A 16,960-nucleotide genomic window follows, 5' to 3' on the forward strand; every position below is an offset into this window, starting at 1 on the left:
GGTCAGCGCTGGAACTGCACGGGCCCGGCGTTGCGGGCCAGCTGCTCCAGCCGGGCCACCCGCTGCTCCATGGGCGGGTGGGTGGCGAACATGGCGGCGAGGCCGCCGCCCCGCTTGAACGGGTTGTCGATCATCAGGTGCGCGGTGCTGGTGAGCTGGCCCTGCGGCGGCAGCGGGCGCGCCTGCGTACCCACATGGATCTTGCGGAGGGCGCTGGCCAGCGCCAGCGGGTCCCGGCTCAGCTCGGCGCCGGACTGGTCGGCCTGGAACTCCCGGCTCCGGCTGATCGCCAGCTGGATGAGGGTGGCCGCGATCGGGCCGAGGATCAGGGTGAGCAGCAGCACGGCCGGGTTCGGGCCGTCCTCGTCGTCCGAGGAGCCCAGCGGGATGAACCAGGCGATGTTCGCCAGCGCGGTGATGATGCCGGCCAGGCCGGCCGCCACGCTGGAGATCAGGATGTCCCGGTTGTAGACGTGGGACAGCTCGTGGCCGATCACGCCCCGCAGCTCCCGGTAGTCGAGGATCTCGACGATCCCCTGCGTGACGCAGACCGCCGCGTGCTCCGGGTTACGCCCGGTGGCGAACGCGTTGGGCTGCGCCGTCGGGCTCACGTAGAGCCGGGGCATCGGCTTGCCCGCCTGGGTGGAGAGCTCCCGGACCATCCGGTACAGCTCGGGGAACTGTGCCTCGCTGACCGGTTGCGCCCGCATCGAGCGCAGTGCGAGCTTGTCGGAGTAGAAGTAGGTCACGCCGTTCATCACCAACGAGAGGACGACGGCGATGACGAGGCCGCCGCTACCGCCGAACCAGTAGCCGACCGCGAGGATCAGCGAGGTCAACAGGCCGAGCAGCGCTGCGGTCTTGAGACGGTTGTGATGCACGATCGCTCCTTCGGTGCGCGGGCCGTGCGGGGCCCGCTGACCGGTTCAACAACACCGGTACCCGCCAACCATCCTGCTCATGGCTGAAAGTTGGCTGGGGATTCCTGTGAGCGCGCTGTGCCGGCCGCCCCCCAGGGGACGAAACCGTCAGCGGGCCGCCACGTCGAGCACCAACTGCGGGGCGAAGCCGAGCACCACGGCCAGCGCGGTGGCGACCCCCAGCGCGACCACCACGAGCCGGCCGGGGCGGACCGCGACCCCGCCGGGAGCGGCGTAGAGGGTGGCGGCCAGCCGCAGGTAGTAGGCCAGGCCGAGCACCGCGTTCAGCGCCACCACCAGGGCCAGCCAGCCGGCGTGCCCGGCCAGCAGCGCGCGGACCACGGTCACCTTGGCGAACAGGCCGGCCAGGCCGGGCGGCAGCCCGGCCAGCCCGATGAGGGCCAGCGCGAACGCGCCACCCACCCACGGGTGCCGGCGCGCCGCGCCGCGCAGGTCCGCCAGCGTGCCGCCGTCACCGTCGGCCGGTCGCAGCGCCACCACCGCGGCGAACGCGGCCAGCTCCAGCAGCACGAAGAAGACGGTGTACGCGACGGCCGCGGCGTACGCCCCGGCGCGGGCGTCGGCGGTGCGTCCGGCGGACAGCGCGAGCGCGCCCAGCGGGGCGAGGATGTAGCCGGCCTGGGCCACCGAGGACCAGGCGAGCAGCCGGACCGTACGCCGCTGGCGCAGCGCCACCAGGTTGCCCACGGTCATGGTGAGCACCGCCAGCAGGGCCAGCACCGGGCCGGTCACGCTCGCCGGCAGCGCCCGCTGCACCACGGCGAGCAGCGCCACCACGCCACCCAGCTTCGAGGCCGTCGACAGGTACGCGGCCACCGGCAGCGGGGCGCCGTCGTAGGTGGCCGGGGCCCAGGCGTGGAACGGCACCGCGGCGACCTTGAAGGCCAGCCCGGCCACCACCAGCGCCACGGCGACCGTGGCGAGCGGCACGTCGAGCAGGCCCTCCTCGCCGGCGAAGGTCGCGCCGAGCCGGTCGAGGTGGACGCCGCCGGTCATCGCGTAGAGCAGCGCCGCGCCCAGCAGGGTGACCGTGGTGGCCACCACGCTGACCACGAAGAAGGTCACTGCCGCCTCGGCACCGGCCAGGCTGCCCCGGCGCAGCCCGACCAGCACGTAGAGCGGCAGGGTGAGCGTCTCCAGCGCAACGACCAGGGTGATCAGGTCGCCGGCCGCGCCGAGCACCACGCCGCCGGTCATCGCGCAGGCGAGCAGGAAGCAGTATTCCCCGACCGGGACCCGGCCGGCCCGCAGCAGGGGGCCGGAGAGCGCGAGCACGCCGAGGGTGAGCAGCGCGATGGCCACCGCGACCAGCGCGGCCCGCCCGGTCCAGAGCCAGGAGCAGTCCGCGCCCACGCAGAAGGTGCGGCGTTCGCCGGCCGCGCCGACCAGCGCCGCACCGGCGGCGGTGCCCGCCGCGCCGAGGGCGGCCACGGCCACCGTGGCGGCGGCCCGGGCCGCCAGCAGGTCGACCAGGAGCACCAGCACGGCCGTGCCGGCGGCCAGGTAGGCCGGCAGCAGCGCCACGTTGTCCACGCTCTGCACCAGGCTCATTTGGTCACCACTCCCACCAGGGCCCCGACCGGGCCGGAGGCGTAGGACAGGACCAGGGCCGGGGCCAGGCCGACGGCGAGGGCGAGCAGCACCAGCGGCGCCCAGGCGGCCAGCTCCGCCGCGGCCAGGCCGGGCGCGAGCGGGGCCACCGCCGGGCTGGGCCGCCCGTGGGTGACCCGGCGCAGCAACCGCAGGAGGTACGCGGCGGTCAGCGCCCCGCCCAGCGCGGCCAGCACCGCCAGGGTGGTCCACAGCCCGCCGCCCCGCCGGACGGCGGCCACCACGGCGAACGCCTCACCCCAGAAACCGGCCAGCCCGGGCAGCCCGAGCGAGGCGACCGCCGCGAAACCGAGCAGCCCGGCCAGCCGGGGCGCGGTCTCCCGCAGCCCGGACAGCTCGGCGAGCGACCCGGTGCGGGTGCGGTCCTTGATCGCCCCGGCCAGGAAGAACAGCAGACCGGTGATGACGCCGTGCGCGATGTTGCCGATCAGCGCGGCCTGGAGGCCGGTGGCGGTGAGCGTGGCGACCCCGAGCAGCACGAACCCCATGTGCCCCACGCTGGAGTACGCGATCAGCCGCTTCAGCTCGTCCTGCGCGAGGCAGACCAGGCCACCGACCAGGATCGCCGCGACGGCGAGCACCCCGAGCACCGGGGCGGCCCAGCGGGCGCCCTCCGGGGCCACCCCGACCGCCACCCGGATCAGCCCGTACGTGCCCATCTTCAGCAGCACCCCGGCCAGGATCACGCTGCCCACCGTGGGGGCCTGGGTGTGCGCGTCGGGCAGCCAGGAGTGCAGCGGCCAGAGCGGGCTCTTCACCGCGAAGGCCAGTGCCAGCAGCGTGAACGCGGCGAGCTGGGTGCCCCGGGACAGCCCGGCGCCACCGGTCAGCGTCACCAGATCGGCGGTGCCCGCGGCGGCGACCACCACGTAGACGCCGACCAGCAGCAGCACCGAGCCGAACAGGGTGTAGAGGGCGAACTTGCGGGCCGCCCGCCGCCGGTCGTCGCCGCCCCAGCCGGCGATGATCGCGTACATGGGGAGGAGGACGACCTCGAAGAACAGGAAGAACAGCACCAGGTCGAGGGCGAGGAAGGTGCCCAGGATGCCCACCTCGACCACCAGCAGCAGCGCCACGAGGGCCCGCCCGCTGCCGCCGCCGGCGGGCACCCGCCAGAGCGTGTAGCCGCAGCAGAGCAGGGTGAGCAGCGCGGTGAGCACCACGAGCGGCCAGGAGATGCCGTCCACTCCGAGGTGGAAACGCAGGTCGAGGCCGGGCACCCAGGACACGTCCACCTGGTGCCAGGCCTGCACCGCCGGCCGGGGGCCGTAGCCGAACCAGCCGTGGTCGCCGCCGGCCAGCGGCAGGGTGGCGAGCAGGGTCAGCGCGGCCGCGGCCGTGCCGACCAGCCGGCCGGCCCGGTCGCCGGGGACGGCGGCGGCCGCGACCGCGCCCAGCGCGGGGACCGCGAGGACCGCCACCAGCAGGAACTGCCCGAACGTCATGAGGTCACTCCGATCAGGGCGACCGCGAGGCCGATCAGCAGCGCGCCGGCCAGCACCCCGGCCGCCGCGCGGGGCAGCGCGGCCCGGTGCAGCGCGGCGAGCCCGCCGCCCAGCTCGACCGCGGCCCGGCCGCTGCCCTCCACGAGGCCGTCCACGCCGAGCTCGTCCCCCGTGCGCACCGCGCCGGCCAGGGCGGTGGTCGGGCGTACCACGAGGGTGTGCTGGACGTCGTCGAGCCGGAACGCGCGGGCGAAGACCGGCCGCAGCGGACCCAGGAGGCGCGCCGGGTCGGCGGCCGGGTCGCGGCGCCAGCCGGCCCAGGCCACGCCCGCGCCGACCAGCAGCACGAGGAACGGAAGGACCAGGTTCGGCGCGAGGTGGACCAGCTCGACGGCCTCGTCGGAGGCGTCGGCCGGCACCCGCAGCCGGTCGGCGAACCACGGCGCGAAGGCGGCCAGGCCGAGCAGCGCGGCGGGCACCGCGAGCAGCAGCACCGGCCAGCGCAGCACGGCCGGCGGGTCGTGCGGGTGCGCCAGCGGGATCCGGGTCGCGCCGAAGAAGGTCCGCAGCAGCAGGCGGGTCGCGTACCAGGCGGTGACCGCGACGCCGAGCAGCCCGGCCAGCCACACCAGCCAGCCCACCCAGGCCGGGGCCGGGCCGGCGCCGTCGAGGGCGGCGGCCTGCGCGGCGGCCAGCACGCCGTCCTTGCTCCAGAAGCCGGACAGCGGCGGCACCCCGGCCAGCGCGCCGAGACCGATCAGCATGCACCAGAAGGTCACCGGCATGGCGGCGCGCAGGCCGCCCATCCGCGACATCAGGGTGGTGCCGACGGCGTGGATGACCACGCCGGCCGCGAGGAACAGCAGCGCCTTGAACGCGGCGTGGGTGAGCAGGTGGAACAGGGCCGCCGCCGGAGCGCCGACGGCGAGCGCCCCGGTCATGTAGCCGATCTGGGAGACCGTCGACCAGGCCAGCACCCGCTTGATGTCGTCCTGGGCGGTGGCCGCGAACGCGCCGAGCAGCAGGGTGACCGCCGCCATCACCCCGAGCACGGCGAGGGCGGCCGGGGCCTGGGCGAAGAGCGGAAAGAGCCGGGCCACCGCGTAGACCCCGGCGGCGACCATGGTGGCCGCGTGGATCAGCGCGGAGATCGGGGTGGGGCCGGCCATCGCGTCCGGCAGCCAGGTGTGCAGCGGGAACTGCGCGCTCTTGCCGGCCACCCCGGCGAGCAGCAGCAGGCAGGCCGCGGTGCGGGTGCCGGCGGAGTAGTCGTGGGCCAGCACGTCGGCGATCCGGAAGCTGCCCGCGCCGACGCCGAGCAGCGCGATGCCGAGCAGGAAGCCGACGTCACCCACCCGGGTGACCAGGAACGCCTTCACGGCGGCGGCCGGCGCCTCGGGCAGCCGCCGGTCGTGGGCGATGAGCAGGTAGGAGCAGATGCCCATCACCTCCCAGCCGACCAGCAGCAGGATCAGGTCGCCGGAGACCACCACGGTCAGCATGGCGGCGGTGAACAGGCTGATCTGGGCGGCGTAGGGCGGGTAGCGGTGGTCCACCTCGACGTCGTCGTGCGGGCCGCGCTTCAGGTAGCCGATCGAGTAGACCTGCACGGCCAGGGCCACCGCGGTCACCGCCACGGCGACCAGCGCGGCCACCCCGTCCAGCCGCCAGCCGAGCGTGACCCGCAGCCCGCCCAGGTCCACCCAGTCGGTGCCGCCCTCGACCGGCCCGTCCACCCGCAGCAGCAGGGCCACCGCCGCGAGCAGCGCGACCGCCGCGCCGGCCACGCCGAGCGCGATGGCCGCCCGCCGGGCCGGGCTCTCCCCGGTGGCCGCCCCGCGCGGCGACGGCGGCAGCAGCAGCCCGAGCAGGCCGGCGACCAGGGGTACGCCGGGCAGCGCCACCGCGAGCAGTCCGGTCACTTCGCCCCCTCGCCCCGGTCGGCGGCGACCCCGGCGGCCGGTGCCGGCGCCTCGGTGAGCGGCACGTCGTCCACCGTGACGCTGGCCCGCAGCCGGTAGAGCTGGAGCACGATGGCCAGCCCCACGCCGATCTCGGCGGCGGCCAGCACGATGACGAAGAGCGCGAAGACCTGGCCGGAGTGCGGCAGCGCCGCCCGGACCGTGGTGTCGGCGGTGACCAGGATCAGGTTGACCGCGTTGAGCATCAGCTCCACGGCCATCAGCACGAGGACGGCGTTGCGGCGGCGCAGCACGCCGTAGACGCCGAGGCCGAACAGCAGCGCGGCGGTGACGTACGGGATGACCGGCCTCACGCGCGCCCGCCCTCGTCGGCGGCGACGACCGGGCGGACCGGCTCGACGGGGCCGGCCGGGCGGCCGGGGCGGGCCGGGCCGGCGACCGGACCCGCGCCGGGCCGGCCGATGTCGGGGCGGGAGAGCACGATCGCGCCGACCAGGGCGGCGAGCAGCAGCACCGACAGCACCTCGAAGGGCAGCACCCAGGAGCGGAACACCTGCTCGCCGAGGCGCTCGGCGGTGCCCGCGGCGGGCAGCTCCACCCGGACCCAGCGGAACGCGTCGACCAGCAGCACGGCCAGGCCCAGGCCGCTGCCGGCGCCGATCAGGGCGGCCGGCCAGCCGGGCCGGTCGAGGTCGTCGGAGGGCCCGATCGGCGCCCGGGTCAGCATCACCGCGAACAGCAGCAGCACCACGACCGCGCCGACGTAGATGAGCACCTGCACCCAGGCCACCAGTTCGGCGCTCAGGACCAGGTAGTCGCCGGCCAGCGCGCCCAGGCAGACCACCAGCCAGAGCCCGGCCCGGACCAGGTGCCGGGTGCCCACCACCAGCGCGCCCGCGCCCACCGCCACCGCGCCGAGGGCGAGCAGCAGCACGTCCGCACCCGTCATGACGGCGCGCCCCCGCCCTGCTCCGCGCCGGGCTCCGGGCGGGCCGGGGCCGGACGCGCGGCGGGGGTCGCGGCCTTGCGGGCGGCGGTGGTCTCCTCCTTCGAGGGGTCGCCGTGCGGGTCGTGGGCCGGCGGCGGCGGGACGGTGACCATCCACTCGCCGAGATGGTCCTTGTCGTGCAGCAGGTCCTTGATGTCGTACTCGGCGTACTCGAACTCGGGCGACCAGTAGAGCGCGTCGAACGGGCAGACCTCGATGCAGATGCCGCAGTACATGCAGAGCGAGAAGTCGATGTCGAACTTGTCGAGCACGTTGCGCTGGCGGGGGCGGGCGGCGCCGGGGACCGCCACCTCCTCCTTGTGGGAGTCGATGTAGATGCACCAGTCCGGGCACTCGCGCGCGCAGAGCATGCAGACCGTGCAGTTCTCCTCCAGCAGCGCGATCACGCCGCGGGAGCGGGGCGGCAGCTCGGGGACGACGTCCGGGTACTGCTGCGTGGTCGAGCGGCGGATCATCGTCTTTAGCGTGACCGCCAGCCCCTTCACCAGCCCCTCGCCGGGCACGCCGCTGCGCTCACTCATGCCGCCCATCCTGCCCTGTGGCCCCGGCGCGCGCGACCACCACCCGGCGGATCGACCGCCGGCGGACCGCCGGGCCGGTCAGGCGTCGGTGGCCGGCAGCGGCGGGAGCATCTCGACGCCGAGCTGCTGGAGGACCTGGAACAGCTCGTTCACGCTCCACACGTCGACGATCCGGCCGGTCTCGTCGAAGCGGAGGAAACTCGCCCCCGAGTAGCTCACCACCCGGCCGGTCGGCGGCACCGGGCCGAACCGCCCGGCCTGGGTGCCGGCGGCCCGCCAGTGCACGGCCACCCGGTTGCCGGCGGCCACCACCTCGACGACCTTGTAGCGCAGGTCGGGGAAGGACGCCCGCCGGTCCCGGTGCCAGGCCAGGGTGGCGTCCGGGCCGGTCCCGCCCAGCCCCGGGCAGTCCTCGGCGACCAGGTCGTACGCGCTCTCCTCGCGGCCGGCGTTCCACACGTCGGCGATGAAGCGTCGGGCCGCGGCCTCCACATCCGTCACCGCGGCAGCCTAGCCCCGGTCGTGAGGGGTCGGCCTGCCGGAAGCCGGCCGAGCGACCATGATGGGACGCGGAACGCGACATCCTCGGGAGGCGGCGTGGGCGGCAACGGTGACGAGATCCTCGACCGGACCGGTGGCAAGTACGTCGAGCCGGGCGGCGAGTTCACCCGGGACCAGCGGTACATCGCCACCCGGATCACGGCGGACGGGTCGAGCGGCTGGCCGGTGGAGCCGGGCCGGTACCGGCTGGCGGTCAGCCGGGCCTGCCCGTGGGCGAACCGGCTGATCATCGTCCGGCGGCTGCTCGGGCTGGAGGACGCCATCTCGATGGCGGTGGCCGGGCCCACCCACGACAAGCGCAGCTGGACCTTCGACCTCGACCCGGGCGGGCGGGACCCGGTGCTCGGCATCGAGCGGCTGGCCGACGCCTACTTCGCGCGCTTCCCCGGCTACGAGCGGGGCATCACCGTGCCGGCCATGGTGGACGTGCCGACCGGTCAGGTGGTCACCAACGACTACGCACGGATGAGCCTGGACCTGTCGACGCAGTGGACCGCCCACCACCGGCCGGGCGCACCGGAGCTCTACCCGGAGCGGCTGCGCGGCGAGATCGACGAGGTCAACGCGGTCGTCTTCGCGGACGTGAACAACGGCGTCTACCGGTGCGGCTTCGCGGGCAGCCAGGAGGCGTACGAGCGGGCGTACCACCGGCTCTTCGACCGGCTCGACTGGCTGACCGAGCGGCTGACCGGGCAGCGCTACCTGGTCGGCGACACGATCACCGAGGCGGACGTCCGCCTGTTCACCACGCTGGTCCGCTTCGACCCGGTCTACCACGGCCACTTCAAGTGCAACCGGCAGAAGCTGGCCGAGATGCCGGTGCTCTGGGCGTACGCGCGGGATCTGTTCCAGACGCCGGGCTTCGGCGACACCGTCGACTTCGACCACATCAAGCGGCACTACTACGAGGTGCACCGGGACATCAACCCGACCGGGGTGGTGCCACTCGGCCCGGACCTGGCGAACTGGCTCACCCCGCACGGGCGGGAGCAGCTCGGCGGCCGCCCGTTCGGCGACGGCACGCCGCCGCTGCCCGCGCCGCCGGACGAGCGGGTCGACCCGGACCACACCCCGCTGCGCGACGCGGCCTGAACCCGCCGGGCGTCAGATCGCCAGGCGGACGGCGGCGGTCAGCACGAGCTGGGCCAGGGCCAGCGGGACGAGCACCAGCCAGCACAGGCGCTGGAGCTGGTCCTCGCGCAGCCGCGGGTAGCTCACCCGGAGCCAGATGATCACGAACGCGACGGCGAACACCTTGAGCAGGGTCCAGAGCCAGCCGAGCTGGGCGTCGGCGAACGGGCCCTGCCAGCCGCCGAGGAACAGCACCGTGGTCAGCGCGGCGATCACCACGATGCCCACGTACTCGGCGAGCAGGAAGAACGCGAAGCGCAGGCCGGTGTATTCGGTCATGTAGCCGAAGACCAGCTCGGAGTCGGCCACCGGCATGTCGAACGGTGGTCGGCGGATCTCGGCCAGCCCGGCCACGAAGAAGATCACCATGGCCGGCGCCTGCCAGAGCAGCCACCAGGGGTGCCACGCCGCCACGATGCCGGGCAGGCTGAGCGTGCCGGCCGCCATCGCCACCGAGGCGGCGGCCAGCACCAGCGGCAGCTCGTAGCCGAGCAGCTGGGCCGCCCCGCGCAGCCCGCCGAGAAGGCTGTACTTGTTGGCCGAGGCCCAGGCCGACATGAGCACGGCCAGCACCCCGATGCCCACCACGGCCAGCACGAAGAACAGCCCGATGTCCAGCGGCTGCCCGACCAGGTCGCCCGGGCCGAGCGGGATGACCAGCAGGGCGAGCAGGTAGGGCACCAGGGACACGGCCGGGGCCAGCCGGAACACCGCCCGGTCCGCCTCGCGCGGGGTGACGTCCTCCTTCTGCACGAACTTGATGCCGTCGGCGACGAGCTGCGCCCAGCCGTGGAAGCCGCCCGCGTACATCGGGCCGAGCCGGCCCTGCATGTGGGCCATCACCTTGTGCTCGGCCTGGCCCACGATCAGCGGCAGGGTGAGGAACGCGACAAGCACGCCCACCACCCGGAGGACCAGCTCCAACCAGTCCGGCATCAGCCCTCCCCCTCCTCGGCGTCGCCGCCCGGCGCCGGCCGGGTCGGCCCCGGCGGTGGCTCCTCCCGCGCGGGTCCGGTGGGCCGCTCGCCGGGCACCGGACGCCCGAGCGGACCGGGCTCCTCCGACGGCGGGGCGGGCTCCCGGCGGGACGGGCCGGTCGGCCGGCCCGCGGCGGGACGGGCCGGGCGATCGCCCGGTGCGGGGCGCGCCGGGCGTTCCCGGGCGGGCCGTGCCGGCGTACCCCCGCGGGGGCCCTCGCCCACCCCGGCCGCGCCGGCCGGCGTGGGCGTCGTCCCCCACTCGCCCGGCGCGGGCACGCCCGGGGGCCGGATCGGCCGGCGGCCGCCGCCGGCCTCCGACTCGCCGGGCTCCTTGGCGCCCGGCCACGGCTTGGCGACCCGGGAGGCGAGCACGAACTCCTTGCGCAGCGGGTGGCCCTCGAACTCCGGCGGCAGCAGCAGCGGCCGCAGCTCGCCGTGCCCGTCGAAGCCGATGCCGAACATCTCGTGGGTCTCCCGCTCGTGCCAGGCCGCGCCGGGGAAGACGTCGACCACGGACGTCACGACCGGCGTCTCCCGGGGCACCCTGGTGCGCAGCAACAGCCCGTGCCGGTGTCGGATCGACCAGAGGTGGGCCACCACGTCGAAGCCGTCGGCCAGCTCGTCGACCGCGGACAGCCAGTCGAAGAAATCGCAGTCGAGCTCGGCGTCGTCGCGCGCCGCGCGTACCGCGTCGCGCCAGCTCGCCGGGGGTACGTCGACGGTGGCGCGGGCGTGCCCCTGACCGCCGGAGACCGACGCGGTGGCCTCCACGGGCGCGAGCAGCGCGACCACCCGCCGGCCGACCTCTTCCGGAGTCATGCCGCTGATCCTAGGGCCGGTGACCGGGAGGCGTGTCGGGCCGTCCACGCTCCCCCGGGCCGGATCCGCCGCTTTGCCGGGCGCGCGGGCCTCCGGCGGGGAAGGATGAACCCGTGCGCGCTGTCACTGTGGCTCCCGGAGTTTCCGACTCGCTGCGCCTCGACGAGGACTGGCCCGAGCCGGCCCCGGAGGAGGGCGCGATCCTGGTCCAGGCCGTCGCGGTCGGCGTCTGCGGGACCGATCAGGAGATCATCGCGGGCGAGTACGGCGAGGCCCCGCCCGGCCAGGACCGGCTGGTGCTCGGGCACGAGTCGCTCGGCCGGGTGCTGGAGGACCCGACGGGCACGCTCAAGCCCGGCGACCTCGTGGTGGGGATCGTCCGGCACCCCGACCCGGTGCCCTGCCCGAACTGCGCGGCCGGCGAGTGGGACATGTGCCGCAACGGCCGCTACACCGAGCACGGCATCAAGGGGCTGCCCGGCTTCGCCCGGGACCGCTGGCGGGTGCAGCCGAGGTTCGCCGTCGGCCTGGACCCGGCGCTCGCCCCGGTCGGCATGCTGCTGGAACCGACGAGCGTGGTGGCGAAGGCGTGGGACCACATCGAGCGGATCGCCAGCCGGGCCGTGTGGCAGCCGCAGAGCGTGCTGGTCACCGGGGCCGGCCCGATCGGGCTGCTGGCCGCCCTGCTGGGCATCCAGCGCGGCCTGTCGGTGCACGTGCTGGATCGGAACAAGACCGGCCCGAAACCGGAGCTGGTCCGGTCGCTCGGCGCGACCTACCACACCTCGACCGTGGACGAGCTGGACTTCGCGCCGGACGTGGTCGTGGAGTGCACCGGCGCCCCGGTGGTGGTGCTCGACGTGATGTGCAAGGCCGGGACGAACGGCATCGTCTGCCTGACCGGAGTGTCCAGCGGCGGCCGGACCATCGAACTCGACGCGGGGGCGATGAACCGGGAGCTGGTGCTGGAGAACAACGTGGTGTTCGGCTCGGTGAACGCCAACCGCCGGCACTGGGAGCTGGCGGCGGAGGCGCTCGCCCGCGCCGACCAGGCCTGGCTGAACTCGCTGATCACCCGCCGGGTGCCGGTCTCCTCGTACGCCGACGCCTACAGCTCCACGGGCGCGGACATCAAGGTGGTGCTCGACTTCGAGCAGTGAGGCGGGGCACCGGGCACGGGCACCGGCGCCCCGGAACCTCAGATGCCGGGCAGCCGGCCGTTGCGGAACAGGTCCACGAAGAGCTGGTGGTCCTCGCGGGCCCGGATGCCGTAGCGGTGCGCGAAGTCGATCAGGTAGTCGACGAAGCCCTCCGCGTCGGCGTCCACCACGGCGACGATCGCCTCCTCGGTGGAGTAGTCCACCAGGTCGTGGCTGGACTCGTCGTCGGCCACCGAGTGCATCCGGGCCACCGCCCGGCCCAGGTCGGTGAGCACCCCGGCGAGGTCCTCGGGCTCGTTGACGTCGGCCCAGTCGAGGTCGGCCGCGTACGGGGAGACCTCGGCGACGAGCTGCCCGGCCCCGTCCAGCTCGGTGAAGCCCAGCCACGGGTCGGCGTGCGCCTGCAACGCCCGCTGCGACTCGGCGGTCCGGTGCCCCTGGTGCAGGAAGTACGAGCGGACCCGCTCGTCGTCGATGTGCCGCGCCACCGCCGGCACCTGCGCCTGCTTCATGTAGATGACGACGTCGTTCTCCAGCGCCTGGGTGTGCCCCTCCAGCAGGAGGTTGTACGAGGGCAGCCCGGCGGAGCCGATGCCCACCCCCTTGCGCAGCACGACGTCCTTGATGTTGGTGGCGACCGGGCGGAGCCGGGCGGTGGCCGCCGGCAGGGTGCCCAGGTAGTCCTGGAACGCGGCGCACACCTGCTCCCGGGTCGCGGCGTCGACCTCGAAGACCCCGTCGCCGAGGGAGAACCGGCGCTCGTAGTTGTCGATGGTGGTCTGCGTGGCGAGCAGGTCGACCCGGGTGTTCAGCCGGGCCTGCTGGAGCACCCGGCGCAGCACCCCGTCGGCGTTCTCCAGCGTGATCGAACCGATCGCGTCGTCGCCGCCGGCCGCGATGGCCCGCAGCTCGGCCAGGTACGACCGGGCGAAGCCGGCCACCAGCTCCCCGATCACCCGGTCGGAGAGCGCCTTGGCGTAGCCGAGCAGGGCCACGCTGGCGGCGAAGCGCTTCAGATCCCAGGAGAACGGCCCGACGTACGCCTCGTCGAAGTCGTTGACGTTGAACACGAGCTGCCCGGAGGCGTTCATGTAGGTGCCGAAGTTCTCGGCGTGCAGGTCGCCGTGGATCCACACCCGGCTGGTCCGGTCGTCGAGGAACCGGTCGCTGGCGAAGTCGCCGCGCTGGTCGGCGTAGAAGAGCGAGGCGCTGCCCCGGTAGAAGGCGAACGGGGAGGCGGCCATCTTCCGGAACTTGCGCCGGAACGCCGCCGGGTCGATCGCCATCGACGCGCCGAACTCCTCGGTGAGCACGTCGATGATGAAGGCGGAACGCTTGTCCGCGGAGTCGGTCATGATCGCAGGCTAGCCCCGCGCCGCCACCTCGCGGCTCAGCCGGCCGGGGGACGTACCGGTGGCGCGGTGAGGGATTCCACCGGCCGGGGGGTGCTCTCCGCGGGCCGCGGGTCGACCGGCGGGGCGAGCCGGTCCGGGCGGGGCACGCCGCCGACGCCGGACTCCTCGGCGGCGATCTTCTCCTGAAGGCGGAGGATGCCGTGCAGCAGCGCCTCCGGGCGGGGCGGGCAGCCGGGCACGTAGACGTCGACCGGGATGAGCTGGTCGACACCCTTCGTCACCGAGTAGGAGTCCCAGTAGGGCCCGCCGCAGTTCGAGCAGGCGCCGAACGAGATCACGTACTTCGGCTCGGGCATCTGGTCGTAGAGCCGCTTGACGGCCGGGGCCATCTTGTCGGTGACCGTGCCGGAGACCACCATGAGGTCGGCCTGGCGGGGGCCGTGGGCGAACGGGATCACGCCGAGCCGCATGAAGTCGTGCCGGCCCATGCTGGTGGCGATGAACTCGATGGCACAGCAGGCCAGGCCGAAGTTGAACACCCAGAGGGAGTAGCGGCGGCCCCAGTTCAGCACGAACCGGATCGGCTCGCCGAGCACGGCCGGCAACTGCACCTCGGGCCTCCTCGCCTCTCCCTGAGGTGACAGTCAACCACAGCGGGAAGGGGGGCGAACCGGTGCCGGGCACACGGCCAGGGTGACCGTGAAGGTCACGTTCGGCTGAAGCGGCGGCCGACGGGCCGGCGACGTCAACGGCAGCCGCTCCCGCGCCGGCATCCGGCCCGTTTCGTCCGTCGGGGACACCGTCCGGGCACCCCCGTCGATATGGTGCCGGTCGATGCCGCCGGGAACGGCGGGCACCGACCACGGGGAGGAACGACCATGCCCATCACCCTGTCCGCCGGGCGCCGGATCGCCGCCGGCCTGCTCGGCGCCGCGCTCGCGGCCACCGCGGCGGCCACGCCGGCCGCCGCCGCGCCGGCCGCGGCCACCGGCCCGCTGTCCGTCACCGCGCAGACCCTGGTTCTCAACCCCACCTCGCAGGGGTACGAGGGCACGCTGACCGCGACGGTCACCAACAACGGGACGACCGAGGACTACCCCTCGGTGTTCTTCACCGAGCCGGCCGGTGGCTCGTTCACGACGGTCGACCCCGGTTTCGGCTGCGCGATCCTGGGCCTGGTGGAGAACCGGATGCAGCACAGCTGCGCCGGCGTCTCGATCCAGCCCGGCGAGACGCAGACCTGGAAGCTGGGCTTCCACGTCTGGACCACGCCCCGGAAGTACGCCATGTCCGCCACCGGCGGCGAGTTCGGCGTGATGTCCAACGGCAGCAGCGAGATGTCGGACAACGTCGGCTTCACCACGTTGTTCCGGTCCACCAACGGCAGCCTCAAGAAGCCGCAGCCGTACGTGCAGGCGACCCGCACCGACCTGGCCGTCACCGCCGGCGCGGTCACCCTGAACCGGCAGGCCGACGGCAGCCTCCAGGGTCGGATGCCCGTCACGGTCCGGTACGGCAACGACGCGCCGTCGTTCGCCGTCGACCTGACGGCCGCCCTGCCGGCGGGCGTGGTCGTCGACCACACCGAGCCGCAGGACATGCCCAGCGGGTGGGACTGGTTCAGCGTGCCGGGCACCCCGTTCATGCCGGGTGAGCGGCGCACCTTCGACGTCGTGCTGACGGCTCCCGCCGGCACCCCGGCGGGCGCGCTGGGCACCGGCTCGTACACGGCGGCCGGGAACTACTGCTACTGCGCGCCGGTCGAGGACATCTCCCCGGCCGACAACACCGCGTCGTTCACGGTCACCGCGGTCGACTGACCCAGCGACCGGTCGAGGCCCGTCCGGCATGCTCCGGACGGGCCTCGGGTGCGCGGCCCGGTCAGGTGAAGGCGAGGCCGGTGGTGTGGGGCAGCCAGTAGCCGAGGTACGCCCCGGCAGTGACCTGGTAACTGAGCCGGCCGTTCACCCACGCGGTCGCCCCGAGGGGCGCGATGGACCCCGCCGAGAAGGTGAGCTTCTTGGAGCCGATGACGGTGCCGTTGCTGTCGTACGCGTAGCCGGTGTAGGCGCCGGGCTGGAACGACAGCGTCCGGGTGGGCTGGTACCGGTGCTCGACGGCCTTGCCGAGCAGGATGCGCTGCCCGTACGCCTCGGGCACGAGGTAGCCGGCGAGGGCGCCGTTCGTGATCTGGTAGTAGATGCCGCGGCCCAGGACCCGGGTCCGCAGGTTGGTGAGCGCGCCGGAGGCCCGGGTCAGTTTCAGGGTCTTCTGACCGGTGATCGCCCCGCTGCTGGAGAACCGGTAGCCGACATGGGTGCCCGCCGCGAACGATACGGTGCCGCTCACGGACGGCGCCGGGTAGTCCGAGCGGAGCAGGTAGGCGTACGTGGCGAAGGTGGCCGACCAGGTCATCTCGTAGAGCTTCAGGTTCTGGGCCGTGTGGATCTGGTGGTACTTGAGGTGCGGCTGGGCGCAACCCATCGAGTAGTTGCTGGCCCACCGGGTGACCCGGAAGTGGGTCGGCACGTAGCGCCGGACGGTGCTGGCCGCCCCGTCGAAGACGGCCACGGCCCGGTCGTCGGCGGTGAGACGCCAGTAGTCGTAGACGCCGTACAGGGCGAAGATGTGCCCGTTGAGGACCCGCTCGCCGGTGGTGCCGGCGGTCACCGGGTACTCCTCCAGCCAGAGGTACCCGTTCGGATCCACCCAACTGCCCCAGGGCGCCGTGGTGCTGGCCGGCAGGGTCAGGCTCAGGAACGTGTTGTCCGCCGCCGTCCGCCACCTCGCGTCCCCGGTGAGTTCGGCGAGGCCGACGAAGAGGCTGAGCAACTGCCCCTGGGCCATCCCGCTGTACCAGGGCGCACGGAGCACCGGCCGGCCGGCGCACCGGCTGAGGTCGAAGTCGTAGGGGTAGAACCACGCCCCCCGGGACTCGACGCGGCGGTCCACGTTGCGCTGGGCGTTCGCGATCGCCCGGTCGAGGAACCGCTGGTCCCGGTTGATCCGGTAGGCGGCCAGGTTGCTCAGGCCCCACTGCGCCTGCGCGACGGGGTGGTCCCACACCTTGCCGAGGAAGTTGAACATCCGGACGCCCTTGGCGTCGTGCAGGCCGGGGTCCACCAGTGGGGCGGGCAGGGTGTTGGTGGGTTGCGCCGCCAGCGGCAGGCTCCTGGGCAGGTGCCCGTCGCGGGCGTACCCGGCGAGGTCGGCGCCGTTCGCGCCGGCCGACCGCTCCTGCCGCTGCTGCTCCTTGATCTTCTTGACGTCGCGGGACGGCGGGAGCGGCACACCCTCGGCGACGGGGTCGGGCGTCCACCCCGGGTCGGGGACGGAGACGTCGGCGGACCGGTCCGGACCGGGCGGTTCGGCGGGGGCGGGCGCGCCGGGTGCGAGACCGAGCAGCGCACCGGCGGCGAGCACGGCCACGACGCGGCGGGCACGTGGTAGCGAGGCTGTTGTCATTCGGATACTCCCCGTGTCATCGATGTATCCGGATGGTAGC

At 74.1% G+C, this 16,960-nt stretch carries 16 protein-coding genes; 3 read left to right on the forward strand and 13 right to left on the reverse strand.

Annotated elements, in window-relative coordinates; genetic code table 11:
• Nucleotides 1-2 precede the first annotated feature (2 nt).
• The 8 genes from htpX to ACZ6PY_RS11650 form a co-directional block, all read right to left on the reverse strand.
• Complete coding sequence (gene htpX / locus ACZ6PY_RS11615) at nt 3-881, reverse strand: zinc metalloprotease HtpX (protein WP_466071350.1); 879 nt, start codon at nt 879-881, stop codon at nt 3-5.
• Nucleotides 882-1,028: 147 nt separating this feature from the next.
• Entirely contained in the window at nt 1,029-2,492 is a 1,464-nt protein-coding gene (locus ACZ6PY_RS11620) for an NADH-quinone oxidoreductase subunit N (RefSeq protein ID WP_466071352.1), read from the reverse strand.
• The gene (locus tag ACZ6PY_RS11625) at nt 2,489-3,997 is read right to left on the reverse strand and encodes a complex I subunit 4 family protein (protein WP_466071354.1); all 1,509 of its coding nucleotides are present in this window, start codon (nt 3,995-3,997) and stop codon (nt 2,489-2,491) included. Before ACZ6PY_RS11625 ends, ACZ6PY_RS11620 begins: the two co-directional genes overlap by 4 nt.
• Nucleotides 3,994-5,919, reverse strand: a complete 1,926-nt coding sequence (locus ACZ6PY_RS11630) for an NADH-quinone oxidoreductase subunit 5 family protein (RefSeq protein WP_466071355.1) — start codon at nt 5,917-5,919, stop codon at nt 3,994-3,996. The genes ACZ6PY_RS11625 and ACZ6PY_RS11630 overlap by 4 nt, the downstream gene beginning before the upstream one ends.
• Complete coding sequence (gene nuoK, locus ACZ6PY_RS11635) at nt 5,916-6,272, reverse strand: NADH-quinone oxidoreductase subunit NuoK (RefSeq protein ID WP_466071357.1); 357 nt, start codon at nt 6,270-6,272, stop codon at nt 5,916-5,918. Before nuoK ends, ACZ6PY_RS11630 begins: the two co-directional genes overlap by 4 nt.
• Nucleotides 6,269-6,868 (reverse strand): NADH-quinone oxidoreductase subunit J family protein, encoded by a 600-nt coding sequence (locus ACZ6PY_RS11640; RefSeq protein WP_466071359.1) that lies wholly within the window; start codon nt 6,866-6,868, stop codon nt 6,269-6,271. Before ACZ6PY_RS11640 ends, nuoK begins: the two co-directional genes overlap by 4 nt.
• A complete protein-coding gene (locus ACZ6PY_RS11645) occupies nt 6,865-7,449 on the reverse strand; it encodes a NuoI/complex I 23 kDa subunit family protein (RefSeq protein WP_466071360.1) in 585 nt (194 codons plus the stop codon). The genes ACZ6PY_RS11640 and ACZ6PY_RS11645 overlap by 4 nt, the downstream gene beginning before the upstream one ends.
• 78 nt (nt 7,450-7,527) lie before the next feature.
• Entirely contained in the window at nt 7,528-7,950 is a 423-nt protein-coding gene (locus ACZ6PY_RS11650) for an ester cyclase (RefSeq protein ID WP_466071362.1), read from the reverse strand.
• Between the two features lie 96 nt (nt 7,951-8,046).
• On the opposite strand from ACZ6PY_RS11650, the gene ACZ6PY_RS11655 reads away from it, so the two are divergent.
• Nucleotides 8,047-9,102 (forward strand): glutathione S-transferase family protein, encoded by a 1,056-nt coding sequence (locus tag ACZ6PY_RS11655; protein WP_466071364.1) that lies wholly within the window; start codon nt 8,047-8,049, stop codon nt 9,100-9,102.
• Between the two features lie 12 nt (nt 9,103-9,114).
• Here ACZ6PY_RS11655 and nuoH read toward each other — a convergent pair whose 3' ends face one another.
• Both nuoH and ACZ6PY_RS11665 read right to left on the reverse strand, forming a co-directional pair.
• A complete protein-coding gene (gene nuoH / locus ACZ6PY_RS11660; RefSeq protein ID WP_466071366.1) occupies nt 9,115-10,077 on the reverse strand; it encodes an NADH-quinone oxidoreductase subunit NuoH in 963 nt (320 codons plus the stop codon).
• Entirely contained in the window at nt 10,077-10,940 is an 864-nt protein-coding gene (locus ACZ6PY_RS11665; protein WP_466071368.1) for an NADH-quinone oxidoreductase subunit C, read from the reverse strand. The genes nuoH and ACZ6PY_RS11665 overlap by 1 nt, the downstream gene beginning before the upstream one ends.
• A gap of 113 nt (nt 10,941-11,053) precedes the next feature.
• Between ACZ6PY_RS11665 and ACZ6PY_RS11670 the strand changes: the two genes are divergently transcribed.
• Nucleotides 11,054-12,100, forward strand: coding sequence for a glucose 1-dehydrogenase (locus ACZ6PY_RS11670; protein ID WP_466071369.1), 1,047 nt, complete (start codon nt 11,054-11,056; stop codon nt 12,098-12,100).
• Between the two features lie 38 nt (nt 12,101-12,138).
• Here the strand turns inward: ACZ6PY_RS11670 and ACZ6PY_RS11675 are convergent, their stop codons facing one another.
• Both ACZ6PY_RS11675 and ACZ6PY_RS11680 read right to left on the reverse strand, forming a co-directional pair.
• Nucleotides 12,139-13,455 (reverse strand): DUF2252 domain-containing protein, encoded by a 1,317-nt coding sequence (locus ACZ6PY_RS11675; RefSeq protein ID WP_466071371.1) that lies wholly within the window; start codon nt 13,453-13,455, stop codon nt 12,139-12,141.
• Between the two features lie 35 nt (nt 13,456-13,490).
• The gene (locus tag ACZ6PY_RS11680) at nt 13,491-14,066 is read right to left on the reverse strand and encodes an NADH-quinone oxidoreductase subunit B (RefSeq protein ID WP_357338547.1); all 576 of its coding nucleotides are present in this window, start codon (nt 14,064-14,066) and stop codon (nt 13,491-13,493) included.
• A gap of 267 nt (nt 14,067-14,333) precedes the next feature.
• Between ACZ6PY_RS11680 and ACZ6PY_RS11685 the strand changes: the two genes are divergently transcribed.
• The gene (locus ACZ6PY_RS11685) at nt 14,334-15,275 is read left to right on the forward strand and encodes a hypothetical protein (RefSeq protein ID WP_466071373.1); all 942 of its coding nucleotides are present in this window, start codon (nt 14,334-14,336) and stop codon (nt 15,273-15,275) included.
• 61 nt (nt 15,276-15,336) lie between these two features.
• Here the strand turns inward: ACZ6PY_RS11685 and ACZ6PY_RS11690 are convergent, their stop codons facing one another.
• On the reverse strand, nt 15,337-16,920 hold the full coding sequence (locus tag ACZ6PY_RS11690) for a D-glucuronyl C5-epimerase family protein (protein ID WP_466071374.1): 1,584 nt from the start codon (nt 16,918-16,920) through the stop codon (nt 15,337-15,339).
• Nucleotides 16,921-16,960: the final 40 nt, after the last annotated feature.

It is taken from the genome of Micromonospora sp. NPDC048907 (assembly GCF_055586885.1).